The organism is Arthrobacter gengyunqii, assembly GCF_023022985.1.
In the GTDB taxonomy this organism is placed as follows: Bacteria; Actinomycetota; Actinomycetes; order Actinomycetales; family Micrococcaceae; genus Arthrobacter_B; species Arthrobacter_B gengyunqii.
Genome location: NZ_CP095461.1, coordinates 1,696,873 through 1,719,079 on the forward strand (window position 1 = coordinate 1,696,873; position 22,207 = coordinate 1,719,079).

At 64.3% G+C, this 22,207-nt stretch carries 24 protein-coding genes; 14 read left to right on the forward strand and 10 right to left on the reverse strand.

Translation table 11 applies throughout. The features are described 5' to 3' along the window. Positions 1-99: 99 nt before the first annotated feature. Complete coding sequence (locus MUG94_RS07745) at positions 100-387, reverse strand: hypothetical protein (protein ID WP_227889573.1); 288 nt, start codon at positions 385-387, stop codon at positions 100-102. 45 nt (positions 388-432) lie between these two features. On the opposite strand from MUG94_RS07745, the gene MUG94_RS07750 reads away from it, so the two are divergent. Both MUG94_RS07750 and MUG94_RS07755 read left to right on the forward strand, forming a co-directional pair. Further along, on the forward strand, positions 433-804 hold the full coding sequence (locus MUG94_RS07750) for a VOC family protein (protein WP_227908704.1): 372 nt from the start codon (positions 433-435) through the stop codon (positions 802-804). 182 nt (positions 805-986) lie between these two features. Then, a complete protein-coding gene (locus MUG94_RS07755) occupies positions 987-1,835 on the forward strand; it encodes an SPFH domain-containing protein (protein WP_227908706.1) in 849 nt (282 codons plus the stop codon). Between the two features lie 2 nt (positions 1,836-1,837). Here MUG94_RS07755 and MUG94_RS07760 read toward each other — a convergent pair whose 3' ends face one another. Then, on the reverse strand, positions 1,838-3,727 hold the full coding sequence (locus tag MUG94_RS07760) for an ABC transporter ATP-binding protein (RefSeq protein ID WP_227908785.1): 1,890 nt from the start codon (positions 3,725-3,727) through the stop codon (positions 1,838-1,840). 96 nt (positions 3,728-3,823) lie between these two features. On the opposite strand from MUG94_RS07760, the gene MUG94_RS07765 reads away from it, so the two are divergent. The 5 genes from MUG94_RS07765 to MUG94_RS07785 all read left to right on the forward strand — a co-directional run bounded on the left by MUG94_RS07765 (position 3,824) and on the right by MUG94_RS07785 (position 8,348). Next, a complete protein-coding gene (locus MUG94_RS07765; RefSeq protein ID WP_227908709.1) occupies positions 3,824-4,321 on the forward strand; it encodes a MarR family winged helix-turn-helix transcriptional regulator in 498 nt (165 codons plus the stop codon). Positions 4,322-5,046: 725 nt separating this feature from the next. Beyond that, a complete protein-coding gene (locus MUG94_RS07770; protein WP_227908710.1) occupies positions 5,047-5,862 on the forward strand; it encodes an alpha/beta fold hydrolase in 816 nt (271 codons plus the stop codon). Then, a complete protein-coding gene (locus MUG94_RS07775; RefSeq protein ID WP_227908712.1) occupies positions 5,855-7,393 on the forward strand; it encodes a PAS domain-containing sensor histidine kinase in 1,539 nt (512 codons plus the stop codon). Before MUG94_RS07770 ends, MUG94_RS07775 begins: the two co-directional genes overlap by 8 nt. Before the next feature lie 102 nt (positions 7,394-7,495). Next, complete coding sequence (locus MUG94_RS17375) at positions 7,496-7,687, forward strand: DUF8730 family Cys-rich protein (RefSeq protein ID WP_227908786.1); 192 nt, start codon at positions 7,496-7,498, stop codon at positions 7,685-7,687. Positions 7,688-7,781: 94 nt separating this feature from the next. Further along, positions 7,782-8,348: a GNAT family N-acetyltransferase gene (locus tag MUG94_RS07785; RefSeq protein WP_227908713.1), complete on the forward strand. Its 567-nt coding sequence runs from the start codon at positions 7,782-7,784 to the stop codon at positions 8,346-8,348. A 198-nt stretch (positions 8,349-8,546) separates the two neighbouring features. Here the strand turns inward: MUG94_RS07785 and MUG94_RS07790 are convergent, their stop codons facing one another. Next, positions 8,547-8,981, reverse strand: coding sequence for a VOC family protein (locus MUG94_RS07790; RefSeq protein WP_227908715.1), 435 nt, complete (start codon positions 8,979-8,981; stop codon positions 8,547-8,549). 170 nt (positions 8,982-9,151) lie between these two features. Between MUG94_RS07790 and MUG94_RS07795 the strand changes: the two genes are divergently transcribed. Then, positions 9,152-10,525, forward strand: coding sequence for a DUF2254 domain-containing protein (locus MUG94_RS07795; protein ID WP_227908716.1), 1,374 nt, complete (start codon positions 9,152-9,154; stop codon positions 10,523-10,525). A 55-nt stretch (positions 10,526-10,580) separates the two neighbouring features. Here MUG94_RS07795 and MUG94_RS07800 read toward each other — a convergent pair whose 3' ends face one another. Then, positions 10,581-11,702: a saccharopine dehydrogenase family protein gene (locus MUG94_RS07800; protein ID WP_227908718.1), complete on the reverse strand. Its 1,122-nt coding sequence runs from the start codon at positions 11,700-11,702 to the stop codon at positions 10,581-10,583. 209 nt (positions 11,703-11,911) lie between these two features. Here MUG94_RS07800 and MUG94_RS07805 point away from each other — a divergent pair, with 209 nt between their 5' ends. After that, positions 11,912-12,715: a MerR family transcriptional regulator gene (locus tag MUG94_RS07805; RefSeq protein WP_227908720.1), complete on the forward strand. Its 804-nt coding sequence runs from the start codon at positions 11,912-11,914 to the stop codon at positions 12,713-12,715. A gap of 28 nt (positions 12,716-12,743) precedes the next feature. On the opposite strand, the gene MUG94_RS07810 is transcribed toward MUG94_RS07805, so the two are convergent. Beyond that, positions 12,744-13,496, reverse strand: coding sequence for a glucose 1-dehydrogenase (locus MUG94_RS07810; RefSeq protein ID WP_227908722.1), 753 nt, complete (start codon positions 13,494-13,496; stop codon positions 12,744-12,746). Between the two features lie 40 nt (positions 13,497-13,536). Continuing rightward, positions 13,537-13,908, reverse strand: coding sequence for a VOC family protein (locus MUG94_RS17210; protein WP_227908724.1), 372 nt, complete (start codon positions 13,906-13,908; stop codon positions 13,537-13,539). A 102-nt stretch (positions 13,909-14,010) separates the two neighbouring features. Here MUG94_RS17210 and MUG94_RS07820 point away from each other — a divergent pair, with 102 nt between their 5' ends. Together MUG94_RS07820 and MUG94_RS07825 are read left to right on the forward strand one after the other, a co-directional pair. After that, positions 14,011-14,412: a (R)-mandelonitrile lyase gene (locus MUG94_RS07820; protein WP_227908726.1), complete on the forward strand. Its 402-nt coding sequence runs from the start codon at positions 14,011-14,013 to the stop codon at positions 14,410-14,412. 33 nt (positions 14,413-14,445) lie between these two features. Beyond that, entirely contained in the window at positions 14,446-15,291 is an 846-nt protein-coding gene (locus MUG94_RS07825) for an aldo/keto reductase (protein ID WP_227908728.1), read from the forward strand. Here MUG94_RS07825 and MUG94_RS07830 read toward each other — a convergent pair. The 3 genes from MUG94_RS07830 to MUG94_RS17215 form a co-directional block, all read right to left on the reverse strand. Beyond that, complete coding sequence (locus MUG94_RS07830) at positions 15,269-16,240, reverse strand: alpha/beta hydrolase (protein WP_227908729.1); 972 nt, start codon at positions 16,238-16,240, stop codon at positions 15,269-15,271. The genes MUG94_RS07825 and MUG94_RS07830 overlap by 23 nt on opposite strands. A gap of 59 nt (positions 16,241-16,299) precedes the next feature. After that, positions 16,300-16,953 carry a histidine phosphatase family protein gene (locus MUG94_RS07835; RefSeq protein WP_227908731.1) on the reverse strand — a complete coding sequence of 218 codons (654 nt, stop codon included), beginning with the start codon at positions 16,951-16,953 and terminating at the stop codon, positions 16,300-16,302. 322 nt (positions 16,954-17,275) lie between these two features. Next, the gene (locus MUG94_RS17215) at positions 17,276-17,410 is read right to left on the reverse strand and encodes a hypothetical protein (RefSeq protein WP_269438490.1); all 135 of its coding nucleotides are present in this window, start codon (positions 17,408-17,410) and stop codon (positions 17,276-17,278) included. Positions 17,411-17,662: 252 nt separating this feature from the next. Between MUG94_RS17215 and MUG94_RS07840 the strand changes: the two genes are divergently transcribed. Together MUG94_RS07840 and mtnN are read left to right on the forward strand one after the other, a co-directional pair. Then, positions 17,663-18,115 carry an S-ribosylhomocysteine lyase gene (locus tag MUG94_RS07840; RefSeq protein WP_231705250.1) on the forward strand — a complete coding sequence of 151 codons (453 nt, stop codon included), beginning with the start codon at positions 17,663-17,665 and terminating at the stop codon, positions 18,113-18,115. Beyond that, a complete protein-coding gene (gene mtnN, locus MUG94_RS07845) occupies positions 18,112-18,861 on the forward strand; it encodes a 5'-methylthioadenosine/S-adenosylhomocysteine nucleosidase (protein WP_227908733.1) in 750 nt (249 codons plus the stop codon). The genes MUG94_RS07840 and mtnN overlap by 4 nt, the downstream gene beginning before the upstream one ends. A 154-nt stretch (positions 18,862-19,015) precedes the next feature. Here mtnN and MUG94_RS07850 read toward each other — a convergent pair whose 3' ends face one another. Further along, entirely contained in the window at positions 19,016-19,972 is a 957-nt protein-coding gene (locus MUG94_RS07850) for a D-2-hydroxyacid dehydrogenase family protein (protein WP_227908737.1), read from the reverse strand. Between the two features lie 265 nt (positions 19,973-20,237). Here MUG94_RS07850 and MUG94_RS07855 point away from each other — a divergent pair, with 265 nt between their 5' ends. Further along, on the forward strand, positions 20,238-22,136 hold the full coding sequence (locus tag MUG94_RS07855; RefSeq protein WP_227908787.1) for an FAD-binding monooxygenase: 1,899 nt from the start codon (positions 20,238-20,240) through the stop codon (positions 22,134-22,136). Positions 22,137-22,207 lie beyond the last annotated feature (71 nt).

A 22,207-nucleotide genomic window follows, 5' to 3' on the forward strand; every position in this document is an offset into this window, starting at 1 on the left:
CGGCTTGCTTTGTCTCGGCTTGTTCTATCTACGGGTTGCTCTTCTGTTCGGGTGGCTCTTTGTCCGGGCTTGGAGTTCGGCGCCGGAGGACGGCCGCTCCTACTCCGCAGGACGCTCGGAGCCGCTCTGGGGTGCTTCCGGACCATTGGCGTTCTGGTTTCTCTTGCGGCCGCGGGATGACAGCATCGAGAAAGCGGTGCTCAGCACAAAGAATTCGCTCACGAAGCCCATGGGACTGCTCGGCAGGGGAGCAAACTGATGGAACAGCACCAACGCTGAAACCATAAGGATGATGGGATGTGCCCGGAGGATCCATTCCGCGGGCACCTCACGCGGCCAGGGAAAGAAACCTTCGTCGGCAGCGGTGTCGGCGCGGGATGTCTTCATGGGTCTATCTTGCCAGATTCAGGCCGGAGGCTTATGTTTCCTGCCATGGCTATCGCACGCACCCCCACCACTGTCATTGACTGCCCGGACCCTGCGGCACTCGCTGCCTTCTACGGCGCATTGCTGGATTGGAAGGTGAACCTGCATCAGGATGAATTCGACGGCGGCTGGACTGACATTACCGATGTCACCGGACAGCGCTATTGTTTCCAGCAGGTGGAGAATTACACGGCGCCGGTCTGGCCGGAGCAGGACATTCCGCAGCAGGTGCACATCGACGTGGATGTGGATGACCTGGATGAAGCCGAGGCTGCGGTGCTGCAGCTCGGAGCCACCAAGCATCCGCACCAGCCCGGCACGAGCTTCCGGGTTTTCCTGGATCCGGCCGGGCACCCGTTTTGCCTCTGCCAGGCATAGCGGCAATTGTTCTGGATGTTGCGAATGCGTTCAACAGTGAGACAAAACCCCCGGATTTAGCCCGAAACCCTGTTTATTCATCTGATGGAAAGGATAATGGAAGCTAAGTCGGTCGACAGTTATACGGGCTTTGCGGCAGTTAGTGCCACAGACGCCGGATAACCGAGGCAGGGGGCGAAGATATGACCGCAGAATGGCTTGTCTTCATCACTAGTCTGGTGTCGTTGCTGGCATGGCCAGCGGCCGTTGTGGTGCTTCTCTTTCTCTACAGAAAACCAGTCATCAGCCTTGTCCTGGCACTATCAGAACGGATAGCGGAGCTAAAGGAAGTATCTTCACCCCTGGGCGGCGTCAAGTTTTTCCGCGAGCAGGTCGAGGAAACCATCGTGACGCTGACGGAAGGGGCCGCGGAGGCGTCCTCCGCGAAGTGGGGTGTCCGGGCGTCCGCCTCAACGTCCGCCGGAAGTGCCGGCGAGGTGGCTCCACAAGTCGCCCAGAGCGGTGACCATGATAATCCGGAGGGTCATGGTTTAAGCGTCCGGCGGGAGCTGACGCACCAGGCCGGGGCCGGAGCGCGTGGGTCAACCGACCGGCGGCCCGTTGCGTACGCCGAGATGGCCGCCAACTGGATTGATGCCATCGAGCGGATGAAGCAGGCAGACTCCAGTGAAGCCACGCTGAAGGCCGGAACCTCACAATGGGCGGCGTGGGTCAATAGGCTGCAAGATATCGCAGATCTCGTTTCCCCGGCGGCTGCCGTCAAAGAAGCTTATTCCGAGGTGGAGTTTGCCGCGCAGGCGTGGGTGAAACTGAAAGAACCGAATGCGTCATTGAAAGGTTCTGACCTGATCCGGGCACTGCGGAATGCCGGCACACCCAGATACATCGCTGACAGCGTCGGCCAGCTCCGCTTGCTTCGGAACTTCCTGGCGCACAACGGAGAGTTCATCAGTCCATCCATGGACATCCGTGAATACGCCTCCATTGCGTGGACGCTGATTGAAGGGTTCCAATCGCTGCAGCAGGACTAGCGTTACCGGACGCCCGCGTACTGTTTGGAAGCGCTCCGGGCGGCCAGCCTGGCATACGCACCGCCCGCCGCCCGTAGCTCGGCCGGGGTGCCGCGCTCAACGATCCGTCCGGCGTCGAGCACCACCACCTGGTCCGCGTTCTCCACAGTGGACAGCCGGTGCGCGATGGTGAGCGTGGTCCGTCCGGCGGCCAGCCGCTCCAGGGCTGCCTGCACCTGTGCCTCAGTCGTGTTGTCCAGCGCCGAGGTGGCCTCGTCCAGCACCAGTACCGGCGGATTGCGCAGGATGGTGCGGGCAATGGCCAGACGCTGTTGCTCGCCTCCGGAGAAACGGTGCCCGCGGGCGCCAACCAGGGTATCCAGCCCTTCGGGCAAGGTACCAATGGAGTCCGCGATTTGGGCTGCCGCCAGTGCTTGCCAGAGCTGCTCATCCGTAGCTTCGGGAGCGGCCAGGAGCAGGTTTTCCCGGACGGACGCATGGATCAGGTAGGTCTCCTGGGACACCACGCCGACAATCCGGGCAAGATCGCCGGGCGCAATCTCCCGCAGGTCCACGCCGTCGATAGTGACCCGGCCGGAGCCGACATCGTTGAGCCGGGGCAGAAGCGACGCCAGGGTGCTCTTGCCGGAACCTGTGGCCCCAACGACGGCCGTGGCGGTGCCCGGCGCAAGCGTCAGGTCAATGCCGCGCAGAACGTCAGTGCCGTCCCCGGTGTCTTCCCCCGTGTCTTCCCCCGTGCCGCCGTCGTACGCAAACCGCACGCCCTCGAACCGGACGTCGCCGCGCACGGCGGAAGGGTCCAACCGGACCGGATGCTCCGGCGCCTTGATGGCCGGAACCAAATCCAGATACTCGAAGATCCGGGAAAAGAACGCCAGCGCGGTCACCCACTGCACCCCGATGTTCAGCAGGCCCATTACCGGCCGGAAGATGGTGCCCTGCAGTGCGGTGAACGCGACCAGGGTGCCGATGGTCATCCCGCCACTCGTGGCAGGAAAGCCTGCGGCGAGGTAGATGACGGCGGGAATGGCCGCGAAGACAATCTGCATGGTGGCCATCCGCCAGCGTCCGGCCAGCTGGCTGCGCAGTTCCAGGCCCACGAGTTTCTCTGACCGGGCGGTGAAGCGTTCGGCGTCGCGAGGGATGGTGCCCAGGGTCTTGGCCAGCCGGACGCCGGAAACGGAGAGGCCTTCCTCCACCTGCGTGTGCAGGGCAGCGAGTTCGCGCTGGCGTTCATCGGTGACCTCGCGCCGGATTTTCGCGACGCGGCGGGACAGCCAGATGGCCGGCGGCAGCACGATCAGCGAGATCAGGCTCAGCCCGGGGGAGAGGGCCACCATGGCCACTGCGGTGGCGATCGCCGTCGTGAGGTTGGAGGCAACACCGGTGGCGGTGGTGGTGACCACTGACTGCATGCCGGAGATGTCGTGCGTGAGCCGGGATTGGACTTCGCCGCCGCGGGTGCGGGTAAAGAAGCCCATCGACTGGGCCTGGAGATGGGTGAAGAGATTCACGCGCAGGGTATGCATGACGCGCTGGCCCATGGCCGTGGCCATCCAGGTCTGCACCACCCCGATTGCCGACGTGACGGCCGCGACGCCCACCATGGCGGCGGTGAGTTGGGCCAGCAGGCGGGTGTTGCCGTTGGGCAGGGCATCGTCAATGACGGCACGCACCAGGAACGGCTGGGCCAGGCCCACCACTGAAGCTGCAGTGATCAGCAGTACGACGACGGCGATGGTCGTCTTGTGCGGCGCGAACAGGGCCGCAATGCGGGGGAGTGAGACGGGGTGTTGTTTGAGCTGCTTTTTGTCCGCCGGGTTGAGCTTCGCCGGTCCGCGGCCTCCGCGGCCGCCTCCGCCGTCGACGCCGGGGCTCTCGATTCCAGATATAGCCAAAAGGTCCTCCTGATGCTGCCGGTGTTGTGCGGCAGCCAATACAGAGGTTACCTCACTATGTGGTTACCACGAAATGGGTAGACTGGATGCATGACTAACACCTCCGCCGATCCGGCGGCCCTGGGAGACCTGATGCATGCCGCATTCCGCGGGCTTCGAAAGCGCTGGATGCTCCAGCTTGCCCCGTTCGATCTGACGCCGCACCAGTTTCGTGCTCTGAACGTCGTGGCGCGGGCGGGGGAGATCGCTCCGGGCGGGAAAGGGGAGGGGGGAGTGAAAGCGGAGCCTGGTTTGGAAACCGAACCGGGACTGCGGTTGAAGGAGCTTGCCGAGCGGCTGAGGATCGCACCGCGGTCGGCCACCGAGGTGGTGGATCAGCTGGCTGCCAAGGGTTTGGTGGAACGGGCGGCGCATCCGACGGACCGGCGGGCAACGCTGCTGTCCCTGACTGACGAAGGGGCGCAGCTGAGAAAGCAGGTGCTGGCGGACCGCAAGCGTGAGGCTGACGAGTTCTTCTCCGTGCTGGAGCCGGCCGATCGTGCCGAGTTGGGGCGGATTCTGGGGGAACTCGTGCCGGAGCGTGGATAAAGACGGCGTGGCGGAAGGAAGGGCACGCTGTGTCTGGGGACCTTCGCCAATCTTGCGGAAAACTTGAGCTGATCGTGAGGCCGCCGTGCGACGATCAGGGCCTGCGGGAAGTAGAGACCCCTGCAGGTTGTGGTGCCGTTAGTCACATATGGCATCCGCGCGGGGAGGCTCCGTTTGAGACCCGGAACCCCTCCCCGCGGAACCACAAGGCTAATTATCCCTTGCAGGCATTTATATGCCTGTGCATGAATTTTTGCAGACGTGGATGTTCTGTTAGATTGCGGACGGGAATCAAAAAACGCTTTCTCTGGCGCCCCCGTCACTGGAATCTCACCGGTGATCGGCATTGTCTCAAAAAGGTCTCAACTTCCATGCGTAAATCAACCCGCATTTGTTCCACCGCTTCCGATGAACAGGATGCCAAACCCGTTCCGGCTGCCGGTGTCGAGTTCCGGTTCCTGCAAAGACCCCGGCGTCTTACGCGGCAGCGATGAGCCGATCCGCCCTCAAGCGAATGTTCCGTCCGGCGAAGTCATCGCCCGGGACGGAGTTCCTTGCCTGCTTTGCGCCGGACATCCATGAGGTTCCAACTGATCCTGGTGCAGGCAGCCGCCTACTGATCACGATGGTGCTGCCCGCGGCGGCATTGTCTATGGCAGGCGTCGTATGAATAGTCACAATCAACTCGAATCAGGTGCAGGATAATCAAGGCAGCAAGAAATTCCGTGAGCCCGGACATGGTTCTGCGGAGAAACAACGTGCGGGTGCTGGGACGTTCGGACGGGCCGGCACTGGTGCTGGTGCAGGGGTTCGGCTGTGACCAGGTGATCTGGGACCGGATCCTGCCCGAATTCACTGACGCCTACAAGGTTGTGCTGCTGGATCACGTGGGTACCGGCGGGGCCGTGTCTGCCGCGTACGATCCGGACAAATATTCCTCGCTGACGGGCTACCTGGGCGACTTGTTGGAGGTCCTGGACGCCCTGGAACTGGAAAACGCCACGGTGGTGGGTCACAGCGTCGCCGGCATGATGGCCTTGGCCGCATCCGTGGAAAGCCGGCGGATCGGGCGGCTGGTTCTGCTGTGCGCCACTGCCTGTTATCTCAACCATGACGGATACGAGGGCGGATTCGAACCGGAAAACGTGGAGGACGTGCTGCGGGCCATCGAAGCCAACTATCCGTTGTGGGCCGCTGCCGCGGCTCCGGGCATCACCGGGACTGAGCCCGGCTCCGGGCTGAGCGCGGACCTGGCCGAACGGATGTGCCGGCTGCGGCCCGAATACGTCCGGGATTTTCTGCAGATGTCCTTTGCGGCGGATGTCCGGCCGTTGCTGGAGCGGGTGTCCGCTCCGGCGCTGATCCTTCAAACGCTGGCAGATCCGTTGACTCCGGAAGCCGCCTCCAGCTACCTCCACGAGCATCTGCCCGGCAGCACGCTGATGCCACTGGACATCCGCGGGAACATGCCGCATCTGAACGCCCCTCGCCAAACGGCGTCGGCCATTCTGGCCTACATCGAAAGCGACCCTCGTGGATAACAGCTATGAGGCGCATTTCCACGCTGCTGCGTCCGGATATCTCGTCCTGGCAACAGACGGCACGATCCTGGACGTCAACCGGACATTGGTCTCCTGGACCGGGCATTCCCGTGACGGGCTGATCGGCGGCAACATTGTGGACCTGCTGCCGGTTGGGGACCGGTTTCTCTTCGCTTCCCATGCAGCGCCCCAGCTGGCCGTATCCGGGTGTTTCAACGAAATGGCAGTGGAGCTGCTTTCCGCTGACGGGAAACGGATCCCTGCCCTTCTCTCCGGGGTCCGCTCCGAGGGAGACGACGGCTGGCTGGACCGCATTTCCGTCTTTAACGCCTCTGAGCGCCGATCCTATGAGCAGGAATTGATTGCCGCCCTGCGTAAGGCGGAGGCTGCAGAAGCGTCGCGTGCCGCAGTGGAGGCTGAACTTCGGGAAAATCAAAGGGAACTCGAGGAAAAGGACCGCATTCTGGAGGCCAATCTGGCGGAGAGTAGGAAGCGTGAGGCCCTGCTGGCCACCGTCCTGGACACTGCCGACGTCGGGCTGCTTGTCCTGGGTGAACAGGGGGAGGTGCTTCTCACCAACGCCCACCTGGCGTCCGTCTGGCGCGCGGCCGTAGGAAATGCCTCCGTTGCCGAGATGGAGCAGTTGGTTTACCGGCCGGACCGGGAGACGTTGGTTCCAACTCCGGAACAGCCGTTCCATCGGGCTGCTGACGGGGAGTCCTTCTCCAATGAAGTGATTTGGTTGGCCCCTGGCAGCGATAAACAAATGGCCGTCGACATCTCGGCCCGTCCGATCAGAACCGACGGCATTGTCTCCGGATCGGTGCTCGCCTTCAATGACGTCACCCGGCTGGTCCAAGCAGTGGCGGCGCAGGAGGAGTTTGTGGCCAGTGTTTCCCACGAGCTGCGCACCCCGCTGACCTCGATCCTGGGATACCTCGACCTTGCCCTCGAGGACGAAACCCTGTCTCCGCATGTCAGCACCGCTCTGGGGGTGGCGCTGCGCAATTCCGAACGGCTGCTGAGCCTGGTCTCCGATCTGTTGTCAGTGGCCTCCGGGAGCAAGAAGATGGAACGCCGGCCGGTGAACCTGGCCGAGATCGTGCGCGCGGGCCTGATGTCCGTGACGCCCAAGGCCCGGGCCAATGCGGTGGTGCTGGAAGAGGATCTTCCTGCGTGCCTCACAGCGGAGGTGGATCCGCAGCGGCTGGCGCAGGTGGTCGACAACCTGCTCTCCAACGCGGTGAAATATTCGCCCGGCGGCGGCACGGTCAGCGTCCATCTCCGGCAGGAACGAGAATCGATCCGTCTCACTGTTTCCGATACCGGTATCGGGATGAGTCCGGCCGAGCGGGAGCAGGTGTTCACTAAATTCTTCCGGAGCCGAAGGGCGGTGGCTTCGGCGGTTCCCGGCGTTGGGCTGGGCTTGGTGATTACCAAGAACATCGTGGAGGACCACGGCGGCGAGCTCACGTTCATCAGCGAACCCGGGCGGGGCTCCACATTCTCCGTCACCCTGCCTGTGAGGTGACTTGCGGAAGACTGCGATTCCGTTTTGTATACCCTAGGGGGTATGTGCCATGCTGGTGGGGGGACGCAGCGTCCTGAAACAAGCGAATTGGAGTTGGCAAGAATGTGCAGAGCAGTCACCTGCCGGAAGTGCGGCAAAACCACCTGGGCGGGTTGCGGAAACCACGTGGATCAGGTCATGCGCGGCGTGGCAAAAAACGATCGCTGTACCTGTTCCACAGCCAAGACCGGGAAAGCGGCTCCGGCCGCGGAAAAGTCCGGTGCAGGCTGGCTCAGAAAACTGTTCGGCCGCTAATCGCAGTGCAGGCTAAACCGGGTCCGGCGCGGTTGCCGCGCCGACCGGGCCGCCGGTTTCAGGGAGCCGGGCTTCGACCCGTCAGAATGGCGGGATGAATATCAGTCCGGAAACTCCGCCCTGGCCGGCCATCGACCCGTCATACGGGGACGTGATCCTTCGCCGGTTTCAGGATGAGGACGCCGCCATGGCGATGAAACTTGCCACCGACCCCTACGTACCCACGGTGGGAACCCTGCCGGCCAACGCGACTCAGGACGAAGCCCTCGCGTGGGTCGAACGGCAGCGGCAGCACCACATCCGCGGAACGGGGTTGGCCTTCTCCATTGCCGACGCCGCGACCAATCATTGCCTGGGTCAGATCGGACTGTGGCTCCGAGAGTTGGGCGCGGGCCGCGCCCAGGCCGGCTATGCAGTCAGCCCGGACGCCCGCGGCCGCGGCGTGGCCGCCGATGCGTTGGAAGCGCTGCAGGATTTCGCCTGGACCATTCCCGACCTGCACCGGATTGAGCTGTATATCGAACCCTGGAACACGGCCTCCGTCCGCACTGCGGAAAACGCCGGTTTCTCCTGTGAGGGGCTGCTCCGCAGCCATCAGGAAATTGCCGGAACGCGGCGGGACATGCTCCTCTATGCCAGTGTCCGGCAGGCAGCGCAGTAGAGAGCACCACCATTACCACGGAGCCAGCTCGGTTTTCGGGTCCAAGGGCCCGCGGCCGGACAGCCAGGCCATGAGCATTCGCCGGTCATCGGCTGGCAACTCGGACGTCGGAGTCCGTCAGCTGGTCCACGCTGCGCAGGAGACGCTCATGAGCCTCCCTGCACAGTTCCGACGCGCGCTGAGGATTCTCGTCCAGGTTCATGGAGCCGTCTGCTCTTTGGCGCTCTTGGTGATGTGATGGGCAGGTTCATACCCGATGAGCCAGTGCAGGCCGTACCGGTCAATTACTTGGCCGTCCGAGGCGCCCCACGGCTTGGGGGTCAGCGGGTCCACAATCCGGCCGGTGTCGGCCAGTTGGTCAAACCAATCATGCAGGAGTGCCGGCTCAGCAGTCCCGAGCAGTGAGAGCATCAACCCCTCAAGCTGAACGCTCTGTTCCTGCCTGCCGGCGTCTGCCCCGGCCAGCGTGACAATGCCGTTAAGAACACCATGGGCGATGGCATCGGGTGGGCCGCCGGTGCCGAAGTCCCCGTTCGTGTGCAGGGAAAGCTCCCCGCCGAACACTCCCTCGTAAAAGGTCAGGGCTTCTCGTGCAGTCCCCGGGAAAAGGATAAAGACCATGGGTGTCGTCATGCCGCTGAGGGTACATGATCGATGTCCGGTTGGGAGCGGGGTCCGGGGCCGCCATGGCGTGCGCACGATCGTAAGGCGCAGCGCGATGGAGCCGGCGCAGGTGATTGGAACGGTACCGGCTTACGGGCAGACTTGGACCACGCTCACTTTCCGTGTTCAGAGGGGTTCCCATGGTTCATGGTTCAACATCTGTTGCCGGCGATCCGCACGGACCGCGGCCACGGTTCCGCGTCTCCCGGGAGGATCTGCGGGCGTCCCTCTGGTTCTGGCCCAGTTGCGCCTCGCTGGCGGCCCTGGTCCTTACCCTTCTGCTGATGCCGGTGCGCCCGGGCGATGACGTGGCCTGGGCGCGGTGGATCTGGCCCGCCGACGTCGACGCCGCGTCCAGCCTGCTGCAGACCGTCGCCACCAGCGTGATGACGGCCGCGACCGTCACCTTTTCCCTGACGGTGGTGGCGCTCCAGCTGGCCTCGCAGCAGTTCTCGCCCCGGCTGCTCAGGGAATTCGCCCGCGACGCGCTCACCCAGACCGTGCTGGGCGTGCTGCTGGGGACGTTCCTGGTTAGCATCACCGGCCTGCACGGGATGGATGCCAACCGGCCTGTGCCGGTGCTGGTGGTTGGCCTGGTGTATGCGCTGGGGATTGCTTCCGGGATTGTGCTGCTGCTGTTTATCGGGCACATTGCCCGGTCCCTGCGGGTGGACACCATGATGCGCACCGCCCACCAGGACTGCCTGGCGGTCCTTCGGGATACCTATCCGGCGTCCGAAACAGGTGAAGTGCAGGAGTTTGACCAGCCTGCGGGAGGCACACTTGTTCCCGGCGGGCGCAGCGGGATCATCCAGAGGATCGACCAGCAGCCGCTGATGAAAGTCCTGAAGGATCGGAGGCTGGCCATGCGGATCATGGTTCAGCCGGGTGACCACGTTACGGTTGGCTCCCCGGTGGCACGGGTCTGGGCCGACGACGGCGGGGCGGTGCCGCTGAGTGCCGTGCAGAAGTCCCTGGCAGAGGCCCTGGACATCGGCTACGAGCGTACGCCGGAACAGGATGCCGCCCTGGGCCTGCGGCAACTGACCGACATAGCCGTGAAGGCCATTTCGCCCAGTATCAATGACCCCATCACCGCGGCCCACGCCACCGGGTACTGCGCAGACCTGCTGGTGGATCTGCAGCGGCGCCGGCTGGGTCCCGAGGCCCACCGGGATGAGAACGGCGTGCTCCGTCTGGTGACCACGGGCCGGGACTACCGGTATTTTCTGGACCTTGTCTGCGGACCGATCCGCCGTTTCGCCCATTCGGAGCCCCTTGTGCTCACCGCGGTGCTGCGGCTCCTGCGCGACTGTGCCGCCACCGCCGTCAACGAATCGCAGCGCGAAGAAATCCACCGACAGAATGCCCTGGTGCTCGAGACCCCGCACGACCGGATGGTGGCGGCTGACGGCGAGGAGATCGGTGACATGGGACGCCGGGTGGAGGAAGCGCTCAGAGGGAACCTGGAGGCGGCCTTCGCCGACCGGGCGGGAGAGACCCGCTCGGTGTAGCCGCGTGCTCAGGGAGGTCCAGGTTCAGCAGAAACCCAAGGTGGCCAGCGGAGCCCTAGGCTCGGCGCCTGTCCACAGGCACCAGACCGACGTCGGCGCATCCCCGTGCCAGGCCCTCGATGCCGAAGGCGCTGAGGGGACTGGCCACACCCGGGGTCAGGTCCTGACGGTCGCGCAGCTGTTCAGCTCCCCAGGCAATCAGCTCGCCGGTCAGCGTGTACACATTGGGGCCCGTGAGCTGTACGGCGGACAGCAGTTCCCCGTCCGTTCCCGTCACGGTGGCCACCACCTGTGTACGGGTTTTTGCCCGCCTGGCACTGTCCGGTCCACCCGGTTTCCCGGCGATCGGTGCCGTCAGTTTTTCCATGATGCGGCGGCCCCGGGCGGACTGCGCAATGGCAGGGGAGGCTGCGGACATCAGGCTTATGGCCCGGCTGAACGGGGAAAACCAGCCGTTGTAAACCGATACGCTGTCCAGTTGGGGAAACGCATCGGGCAGGAAAAGAACTTCCGTGCCCGGGACCAGCAATCCCGTTTTATGTCCCCGGCGCGTTTCAATCACCGGAAAAGTATGGACGTCTGCCGCCGTCCGCACTTCGACCATGCGTCCGTTCACGAAGCGCACCGCCGGCAGGAACAGTCCGTCGCGCAGCGTGCTGCGGGTGCCGTAGCTCAGTCCAGGACGCAGCGATCCCGAAGTGAAGTATCCGACGTCGAGCTTCCGTCCGGCGTCCCCCGCCTGCTGCGCTGCCAGGGCGCCGGCAAGGATTCCCGGGACATAGTCATACCCGAAGGCAGGCACCAGCACTGCGCCGGTTTTCTCCGCCTGCTGCCCGAACCGGTCCTGCAGCGTGCGGACAAATCCCACCTCTCCCGTGGTGTCGATGTAGCGGGCGCCGGCCTGCACAGCCGCTTCGGCAACCCCCAGGCCGAACCGCTCGAAGGGGCCCACAGTACTGATCAGCACATCGCCTTGTTCCAGCAGCCGGCGGATGCTGCCCGCGTCGCCTGCGTCTGCAGCAGCGAAGTCCAAGCCGGCGTGTTTCCGGGCCAACCCGGAAAGTGCGGCGGTATTGCGCCCGGCCAGAAGCGGACGCATACCCCGTCGCAGCAGTGCGTCCAGCACCAGGCCGCCGGTATAACCCGTGGCGCCGAACAGGACGATGCGCCCGCTCATGATGCGGGCTGCGAAGTTGGGAGGGCAGGGACCTCTGGAATCGTCATGCCGCCAAGCATACGCAGCCGACGTTTCAGCGGGACCCTGGCTCGGCCGACTGCCGGTATGCCAGAACCGCCAGTAGCCGCCAGTGCCCGCCGGTGGTCGGCCGAAGGCGGCTCACAGGCGATACTTGACCCTGACACAGTGGCAGACGGGAGAACTGAAACATGTTATCCATCGGAGCGTTCGCGCAAATCGGCCAAGTGACCCACCGCATGCTGCGGCACTGGGACACAGCCGGGCTGCTCGTGCCCGCCCACGTGGATGAGTTCAGCGGGTACCGCTCCTACGATCCGGCAGAGCTGGAACAGCTGCACCGGATTGTCGCCCTTCGCCAGCTCGGCTTCGGTCTGGAGGACATCTCCTCCATCCTCGACGCCGGTGTCGACGCTGGCCGGATAGCGGATATGCTCCGCATCCGGCGAGCCGAGGTGGAACGCGAGCAGCGGACGGCCTCTGCCCGGCTCGTCGACGTCGAGCGCAGGCTCCACCTCATTGAAAAGGAACGTGCCATGTCACAGATCGAGATCGTTCAGAAATCCCTGCCCGCCGTCCGCCTGGCAGCCCGCGCTGCCGTGGTTGCCGAACAGCCGGAGGTGGCCGGCGTCGTCGGCCCGCTTTTTGATGCGGTCGGGGAGGTGCTGACCTCTGCCGGGGTCTCCCTGGACCAGCCGATTGCCCAGTATGAGACGGGCGATAACGGCCTGCGCATCGTTGCCGGGTATGCCATCACCGCGGCCGTGCCCGACGGCGTGGAGGTGGTGGATTTGCCATGGGTGCCGGTCGCCATCTGCGGTGTGCATCTTGGCGCCATGGACCGGATCCAAGAAAGCTGGCAGTCCGTCCACACCGAAATGATGGCCCGCGGCTTCGCTCCGTCCGGTCCGTGCCGCGAGGTCTACGTCCGCGCTGTGTCCGATGACCAATCGGACTGGGTGACTGAGTTGCAGCAGCCGGTCGTCGGAGCCTAGGCAGCACCGCCTGCTGAACGTGGAGCGGTCAGACGTTGTAGATCTTCCCGGCCGTAATTCCGCCGTCCACGACAAACTCGGCTCCGGTGCAGAAGCTGGATTCGTCGCTGGCGAGGAACACGACCACGCTGGTGACTTCCTCGGGAGCAGCCGGGCGGGTCAGCGTGGTTTCGGTGAAGTCGATCGGCTTCTGCTCGCCCATCACCGCCGTCATCGGGGTCTGGATCGATCCTGGGTGGACCGAGTTGACCCGGACGCGGGAGCCGGCCAGCTCCATGGCGGCCGACTTGGTGAGGCCCCGAACGCCGAACTTCGACGCCGTGTATCCGTGCATGCCGGCAATGCCTTCCAATCCGGCGGTGGAGGAAATGTTGATGATGGATGACGGAGCGGAAGCCTTCAACGCCTCTACTGACGCCGTTATGCCCAGGAACGGCCCGGTGAGATTAATGTCCAGGACCCGCTGCCAGCGCTCCGCCGGATACTGGCCGAGCGCCCCGCCGTCCAGGATGCCGGCATTGTTCACAAGGACATTGAGCCGGCCGAAGGCTTCCAAAGTGGCGGCGACGGCAGTGGCCCAGTCCTCGGCGCTGGTGACGTTCAAATGGATGTAGCGGGCTGCATCGCCCAGTTCCGCGGCCAGTGCGGTCCCGGCGTCGTCGTTGATATCCGCAATCATGACCTTGGCGCCCTCGCGCACGAAAGCGCGGGCGTGCGAGGCGCCCATGCCGCTTGCGGCTCCGGTGATGAGGGCAACTTTGTCTTTGAGGCGATCGCTCATGTTGGCATCCTTCGCGTATTGGGGAACCAACTGAGCCGGGTCAGTCGGGCCGAACAGCAGTAAGGGAGAACGGATGGCCTGCGGGATCGAGGAGCACCCGCCACTGTTCGGGAGCCGGCCGATGTTCAGCGGGCTTTGCGCCCAACACTACTGCTGCGTCGGTTGCTGCGTCCACGTCTTCCACTGCGATATCAAGATGCATCTGCCGGCGCTGGACTCGGGTATCTGCCGTTGAACACGCTGTGCCAAGTGGGACTGATGGCCTGTTCACCAGAGCGTGGTGGCCGGCATCAGCCGGACTTCTGATGCCTGGGCGGCTAAAGACTTTCGGCCCAGAACGTTGATGTGGACGTTCCGACCCTCCCGCGGGAGGTCTCCCGCTTGTAACGTCGAAAGAGCGTAAACGGCCCACGACGGCGCCCGCGGATGGCGTTCACCCCGTTTCCAAGGTCCCCTTTACGGGCCACCACATTCCGGGACACGGAACACTCCGGGACTCCACCAGGGAGCAGCAATGAGACTGGAACCACGGCAGCCGAGCATCAAAGGGCCGCCCGATATGTTCACCGGCGACGTTTGGTTCGAAGTCATCGCCGCACCCCAACCCGCGCCGTCGCGCATGCGGGTGAATTCCGTCCACTTCGCCCCCGGAGCCCGGACCGCCTGGCATGTGCACGCCGTCGGACAGACCGTGCACGTGACCGAGGGCTACGGCCTGATCCAGTCACGCGGCGGCGAGGTGATTCGGATGCGCCCCGGCGACACCGTCTACACCCCGCCGGGGGAGTGGCACTGGCACGGCGCCGCTCCCGACACTCTTATGACGCATCTGGCCATGTGGGAGGCGCCGGAGGAAGGCGCCGAATCGGAATGGGGAGACCTGGTCACCGACGAGGAATACGGCTCCCGCACGTAAACGGCAGGAACGCTGCCACTGAAAGGAAACCCGATGGAATACGTCACCCTGAACAATGACGTGATTATGCCGATCCTTGGCTTCGGTGTGTACCAAATCCCGCCGGACAAGACCGAAGCGGCGGTGACCAATGCCCTCAATGCCGGCTACCGCTCACTGGACACGGCTGCCGCCTACCAAAACGAGGACGCCGTGGGACGCGCAGTGCGGAAGAGCGGCATCCCGCGCAACGAACTGTTCATCACCACCAAACTGTGGATCCAGGACAACGGCGAAGCCACCACAATGCAGGCCTTCGAAACCTCGCTGCGCAACCTGGGCATGGAATATGTTGACCTCTATCTGATCCACCAGCCGTTCGGCGACGTCTACGGCGAATGGCGGACCATGGAAGAGATTTTCAACGACGGAGGTGCCCGGGCCATCGGCGTCTCCAACTTCGGGCCGGACCGGCTGCTGGACCTGATCCTCCACAACAACGTCACTCCGGCCGTGAACCAGATCGAAACAAACCCGTTCTTCCAGCGGGCGGTGGAGAACGAGCTGATGCATACGCACGGCGTCCAACATGAATCCTGGGCCCCGTTCGCGGAGGGGAAGAACAACCTCTTCGAGAACTCGACGCTTGCCGCCATCAGCTCCCAGCACGGGAAGTCCGTTGCACAGGTGGTGCTGCGCTGGCTGATCCAGCGCGAGATTGTGGTGATCCCCAAAACTGTGCAGGCAGACCGGATGGCAGCGAATATGGACGTGTTCGATTTTGAACTGAGTCCTCAGGAAATGGCTGCCATCGCGGACCTCGATACGGGGAAGACCCAGTTCTTCGACCACAGCGACCCGGAGGCCGTCAGCCAGCTCAGCGGCGTGAAGATGGAGTAATCCCTGCCAGCGCAATCCGCAGCTCGCTGCAAAGTTCCGCCAGGGCCTGCGGGGTGCTGCGGCAGAGCCGGGGAAACGCCAGATACCCGTGCGGCATCCCCACATAGGTGGTGACACGGACCGGAACGCCGGCGGCGCGCAGAGCTTCGGCGTAGCGCAGCCCGTCGTCACGGATCGGATCATGCTCAGCGACCTGGATCAGCGCCGGCGGCAGCCCGCTGTGGTCTGTGGCAAGGAGTGGCGAGGCGTAGGGATCGCTGCGGTCGCCGTCGTCGGGCACGTAGTGGCTGCGGAACGCGAGGACATCCTTCTTGGTGAGCACCGGCGCATCCGCGTTTTCTTCCAGCGAGGCACTGCCCAGGGTCAGATCGGTGGCGGGATAGATCAGACCCTGAAAAGTGATCGGCGGCCCCGACCTGTCCCGGGCCATCAGTGTCAGGACAGCGGCGAGATTTCCCCCGGCGCTGTCCCCGACTACGGCGATCCGGCTTGCATCCGCCTGCCACTGCGGCGCACGGGCGGCCACATCCACCAGGGCCGCATAACAATCCTCGGCAGCAGCGGGCCAGGGGTGAGTGGGGGCCAGTCGGTAATCAAGGGAGACGACGACGGCGCCGGCCCCCTTCGCGATGTTGCTGCCCAGCCAGTCGTAGGTGTTCAGGGTTCCGCTGGTCCAGCCGCCGCCGTGAATGAGGACCACCAGCGGCAGCGGGCCCCTGGCGCCGTGCGGGCGGTAAATCCGCACCGGGATCCGGCCCTCGGCTCCCATGGCCGCGTCGTCGGTGACGTCAACGCCCGCTGCGAGACCGCCCAGCACCCAGTCCAGCACCGGATTGTGTTCAACGCTGCGCTGCTGATCTGCGAGGATCTGCTCCTCGCTTTTTCCGGACACTGAAATCCTCCCCAGCACCCGTCCCATCAGCCGCACCCGCAAATCAAGCTTCGCCATGCCCGCGCCTTTCCTGAAGTTGGCAACCGGTCCGGTTGCGACTGGCTTGAATATACAGATCAGGCCCGGGGTTCGGGTATCCCCAGATGGCCTGTGAGGTTCAGGTCCAAAACCCGCCGGTCGTGATAGAAATTGTCTTCGTTCAGATGCGTAATGCTGCCGGGGGACAGCCGGAACTTCACGTAGCCGGCTGCGGTGAGGGGGAGCCTAATCCAGGCGGCAATGAGGTAAGTGGCTGAACCGCCGTGGGTCACAACAATGGTGTCCCGGGCCCCGGCGGCGAGAATCCGGTCCAGGGCCGAGTAGACGCGCCCCGCCCACACATGTCGCGTCTCGGACCCTTCCACACCGTCCTGGTGCTGCATGCGGTTCCCCTGAGCTGGCGGGGGAAGGTGGGAGACGGAACCAGCCGGCGTCCCTTCGGCCGCTCCGTAGGACTGTTCACGAAGGTCCGGGTCGAAGATGATCTCCAAGTCCAGCAGTCCGCTGATGGTTTCCGCCGTCTGCCGTGTCCGGCGGAGATCCGAGCTGAAGAGCATCGTCCCGCCGTTGTCGCCGGGCAGGTAATCGGGCAGGAGGTTCCGCAGCGAGGCCGCTACCCGGCGGGCATCCTCCACACCCCGTGGAGTCAGCGTGGAGTCATGCCAGCCGCCAACAATGTTCTCGACGTGGTGCGTCGCCTCCGGATGGGTAACGATGTACACGTTGCGCATCGTGCTCAGGCTGACTTGGCACACGAGGCGCACAGGCGCCGGTGTGACACGTCCTCCGCCCGTGCAACCAGCAGCGACGGGCCCTTGTACTCCCACGTGCGGTGCACAATTTGGCACCAGCCCGTGTGGAAGACGGATCCTGTCTCCGTGTAGAACACCTCACCCTCTTTTCGGGCCGGTGGCGGTACCAGGTAGGTGCCGGGTGGTCGTCCTGCAGACAGTTCATTTTTCCCCATGCCCGAACTGTATGTGCCCGCACCGACAGGTCCATTCGACACTCCGGAAACGGACTGTTTCGGTGTCCCAGACCGGCGAAAGGCGGTTACTCCTCCGGCACAGCCTTGCCCGTCAGGGCATCCCATGCGATACTGCCCAGCCAGTACGAGGACATGAAGCCGGTCGTAACCACGGCGTCCAGCCCGGCGTCGGGCAGGATGTCCAGCGCCGCTTGCAACACCGCTGCATTCGCAGTTGGAGAGGGCCGATCCGCCGGCTCCAGGTGAAGGTGCGAAGGGTCCAAGTTTGCGTTCTTGGTCACCTTTACGCCGTGCGTCAGCGATATTCAGAAATTTGAGCAGCTTCACCCTATAGTCTGGCCTGTTGTCCCTACCGCCCACTTCGGCTACCGGGGCCGGGGTGTTCCCGGGCTCGGAGGGGTGGAATGAACCCCCACGAACAGAACAGAAGGATGAAGATGGATCAAGAGCGCATGAATGTTGAATCGTTCAACCTCGACCACCGTCTTGTGGCGGCACCCTACGTCCGGGTTGCCGACACAAAGCAGCTTCCGGGCGGTGACGTGATTACCAAGTTTGATGTCCGGTTCACCCAGCCCAATGCGGCCCACCTCGAAATGGACGCCGTGCACTCCCTGGAGCATCTTTTCGCCGAGCATTCGCGGAACCATTCAGACAAGGTGATTGATTTCTCTCCGATGGGCTGCCAAACGGGCTTCTATCTGATGATGCAGGGTGCTCCGGCCTTTGATGAGGTTGCTGCTCTGATCGAGGTGACGTTGAACGACGTTCTGCGCGCGGATTCAGTGCCTGCGGCCAATGAGGTTCAGTGCGGCTGGGGCGCCAACCACTCCCTTGAAGCGGCGCAGGCGGCGGCATCGGGCTTCCTTGCGGAACGCGCCGGCTGGGACGTGGTGTACGCGTGAGTTCAGCTGCATTTGTCATCCTCGTAGCAATGGAAGACGAGCTTGCTCCCTTCCTTGAACGCGCCGAGGATGTGGGTCCGGCCCGGCAGATCGGAAATGCGATTCACCGCGATGCTGTTCTGGCCGGCCATCCCGTAGTACTCGTTCGAACCGGCATCGGCCTTGTTAACGCCGCCGGAGCAGCAACCTCTGCAATTCTTGAAGCGCAGCGTGCCGGCGGAAACAATGACCGTCCGGTCGTGATCAGTGCGGGCAGCGCCGGCGGGTTGGGAGCCGGTGTTCGTGTGGGCGACGTCGTGGTGGGATCCCACTACATCAATGTGGACGCCGACGCACGCGCCTTCGGCTACAAGCTCGGCCAAGTGCCGGGAATGCCTGAAATCTACCCGGCACCTGAGTCGCTGACCGAATCCATTCGCCTGGCCCAGTCCGGCGGAACCATTCCGATGCACCATGGCCTGATCGTCTCCAGTTACAACTTTGTCACTCCGGCCAGGGCTGAACTGATTACCGGTAGTTTCCCGGGTGCGCTGGCAACGGACATGGAGTCCTCTGCGATTGCCCAGACGTGCTTCGTTTTTGGTGTGCCGTTCATTTCTGTCCGCGGCATCTCCGACCTGTGCGGCCCAGCAGCGGAGGATGATTTCCGGGATCAGGTGGATGATGCAGCAACCCAGTCGGCCAACGTGGTGACCTCCTCGCTGGACGCCCTGGCAGGGGTGGCCGGCGCCTACCAGCCGGCCTAGCGCGGAGGGTTGGGGCATTTCCCTCCGGTTTGGGAAATCCCTGCCGTTGCGGACCGGCCGTTTTTTCCCAAACCGGCCGCTTTTTCCCAAAGCGGAGGGATCTCGCCGGGCGCCCTCCGGGGATCCCTCCGCGGGCGCCCTCCGCCGAGCGGACCTACAGCATCCGCGGGGGAGCGCCGGCCAGGAATCCCTGAATATCTTCCACCACCTGCGGAAAGAACGTGCCGTAGTTCTTCTCCGTCACGTATCCGATGTGCGGCGTCGCCAGGACATTGGGCAGGTCGCGGAACGGAGACGCCGCCGGCAGCGGTTCCTCCTCAAAAACGTCCAACCCGGCGCCGGCAATCCGCCCCTGCATCAGCGCATCGAGAAGTGCGGTCCGGTCGACAATGGCGGCACGCGAGGTGTTGACCAGATGCGCCGTGGGTTTCATCAGGGCCAGCTCAGGGGCACCGAGCAGACCCCGCGTGCGCTCGCTGAGCACCAAGTGGATGGAGACGACGTCGGCTTCAGCGAGCAGTTCCTCCTTGGAGGCCGCAAGTCTCGCACCTGTTGCCTCGGCCCGTTCGGCAGTCAGGTTGGCGCTCCATGCGATCACATCCATGCCAAACGCCGTTCCCACGCGGGCAACCTGCGAACCGATCTTGCCCAGGCCCAGCAGCCCGAGGGTGGCGCCCTGCAGATCGGTGCCGACGCTGTGCTGCCACGGGCCGCGGTTCCGCAGGGCCGTCGCCTCGGGAACCAGATGCCGGGCGAGTCCCAGGATCAGGGCCCAGGTCAGCTCCGCCGGGGGAGTGGAGTTGCTTGCCGTTCCGCAGACAGTCACGCCCTGCCTCCGGGCCGCTTCCAGGTCGATGGACGCGTTGCGCATCCCGGTGGTGACCAGCAGCTTCAGCCGGGGGAGCCGCGCCAGCAAACTGGCGGGAAAGGGCGTGCGTTCGCGCATGAGGACGACGACGTCGAACCCGGCCAGGCGCTCTGCCACGGCATCCTCGCCGATGAGGTGGTCCGGAAACACGGTCAGTTCCATCTGCCCGCCGAGGCTCGTCCAATCGGCGAAGCGGGTGGCGGCGTGCTGATAGTCGTCAAGTACTGCACATTTCGTAGGCATGCATTTCCCCTGCTGAAGCTTCTGAAGATGAACCACCATGATCATGCCTTGTTCCGGCCCTGATGCGCAGTCACCGGCCGTAACGTGGTTCGCGCACAACCGGCGTGACGTCATGCAACCGGAGCCGCTTGTGACCTGCATCATGCCTCCCGTACAGTAGCCCTACCGGTGTTTTCGACTATAGAACGCGGTGTTCAACTATCGAACACTCACCTAGGTTGAACTGAGGGCCGGCCACAACAGACACAAAGAAGTGAGGACACCCGTGCAGTTTCACCACCACGGCTACGTATCCGGAGACCCCCGCGTGCAGCCGGCCGCCGGCGTCGGCCTTGACCGCCCCGAGGAACTTCCGGATCAGGTTGACGTACTGATCGTCGGTTCCGGCCCCGCCGGTATGCTGACCGCCGCGCAGTTGTCCCAGTTTCCAAACATCACCACCCGGATCGTGGAGCGCCGCGACGGGCGCCTGGCGATCGGCCAGGCAGACGGCATTCAGGCCCGCAGCGTCGAGACTTTCCAGGCCTTTGGCTTCGCGGAGGAAATCATTGCCGAGGCCTACCGGATCACGGAGATGTGCTTCTGGCGCCCGGACCCCGAGGACCCCTCGCGCATTGTCCGCTCCGGCCGTGCCCTCGATGACGAATCAGGCATCAGCGAGTTCCCCCACCTGATCGTGAACCAGGCCCGCGTGCTGGACTACTTTGCCCGGGTCATGGCCAACGCCCCCACCCGCATGAAGCCGGATTACGGCTTCGAGTTTGTGGGCCTCGAGGTCGACGACGACGCCGAGTATCCGGTCACCGTGACCCTCCTGCACACCGCGGGTCCGGCGGAAGGCACCGAACGCACGGTGAAGGCCAAGTATGTGGTGGGCTCCGACGGTGCCCGCAGCAAGGTCCGCTCCGCCATCGGCAGCACCATGGCCGGCGACCAGGCCAACCACGCCTGGGGCGTGATGGACGTTCTCGCCAACACCGACTTCCCGGACATCCGCACCAAGTGCGCCATCCAGTCCTCCAACGGCGGCTCCATCCTGCTCATTCCGCGCGAAGGCGGTCACCTGTTCCGCATGTACGTAGACCTGGGTGTGGTGCCCGAGGATGACAACGGTGCGGTCCGCAAGACCACCATCGAGCAAATCATCTCCCAGGCCAACGGCATCATGGCGCCGTACACGCTGGACGTCCGCAATGTTGCCTGGCACAGCGTCTACGAGGTGGGCCACCGTCTCACCGACCGGTTCGACGACGTCCTGCCTGCCGACGTCGGCACCCGCACCCCGCGCGTGTTCATCACCGGCGATGCCTGCCACACGCACAGTGCCAAGGCCGGCCAGGGCATGAACGTCTCCATGCAGGACGGCTTCAACATCGGCTGGAAGCTGGGCCACGTGCTCGACGGCCGCAGCCCGGAGGCCCTGCTCTCCACCTACTCGGCCGAGCGCCAGGTGGTGGCCAAGGACCTTATCGACTTCGATAAGGAATGGTCCACTCTGATGGCCAAGCGGCCCGAGGAGTTTGAAAACCCTTCGGACCTCGAGGACTTTTATGTGCGCACCGCCGAGTTCCCCGCCGGTTTCATGACCGAGTACACGCCGTCGATGCTCATTGCCGAAGCCGAGCACCAGGACCTGGCCGCCGGCTTCCCCATCGGCAAGCGCTTCAAGTCCGCAACCGTGCGGCGCGTGTCGGACACCAACCCCGTTCACCTGGGTCACCAGGCCAAAGCGGATGGCCGCTGGCGCATCTACGTCTTCGCCGACCCGGCGCAGGCCGGAGCTCCGTCGCCGGTCACCGATCTGGCCCACTGGCTGGACACGGCTCCCGAATCGCCGCTGGCAGCCACTCCCGAGGGTGCGGACCGCGACGCCTGGTTCGACGTGAAAGTCATTTACCAGCAGGACCACACCGGCATTGACCTCAATGCGGTGCCGGCAGTATTCAAGCCCGAGGTTGGCCCGTATCAGCTCACGGACCTCGCCAAGGTCTACGGCGCTGATCCCAAGGCGGACATATTCGAGGAACGCGGCCTGGACCGCGGCGGCGTGGTGGTGGTGGTGCGCCCGGACCAGTACGTGGCCAACGTGCTGCCGCTGACCGCGACGGCAGAGCTCGGGGAGTTCTTCGCTCCGTTGCTGCCGGCCCGGGAGTCACAGCTCTAATTCGATCCAACGCAGGACGACGGCGGCGCGCGGGTGCCGCCGTCGTCCTGCGTTAAGGTGTGGGCGCAGGC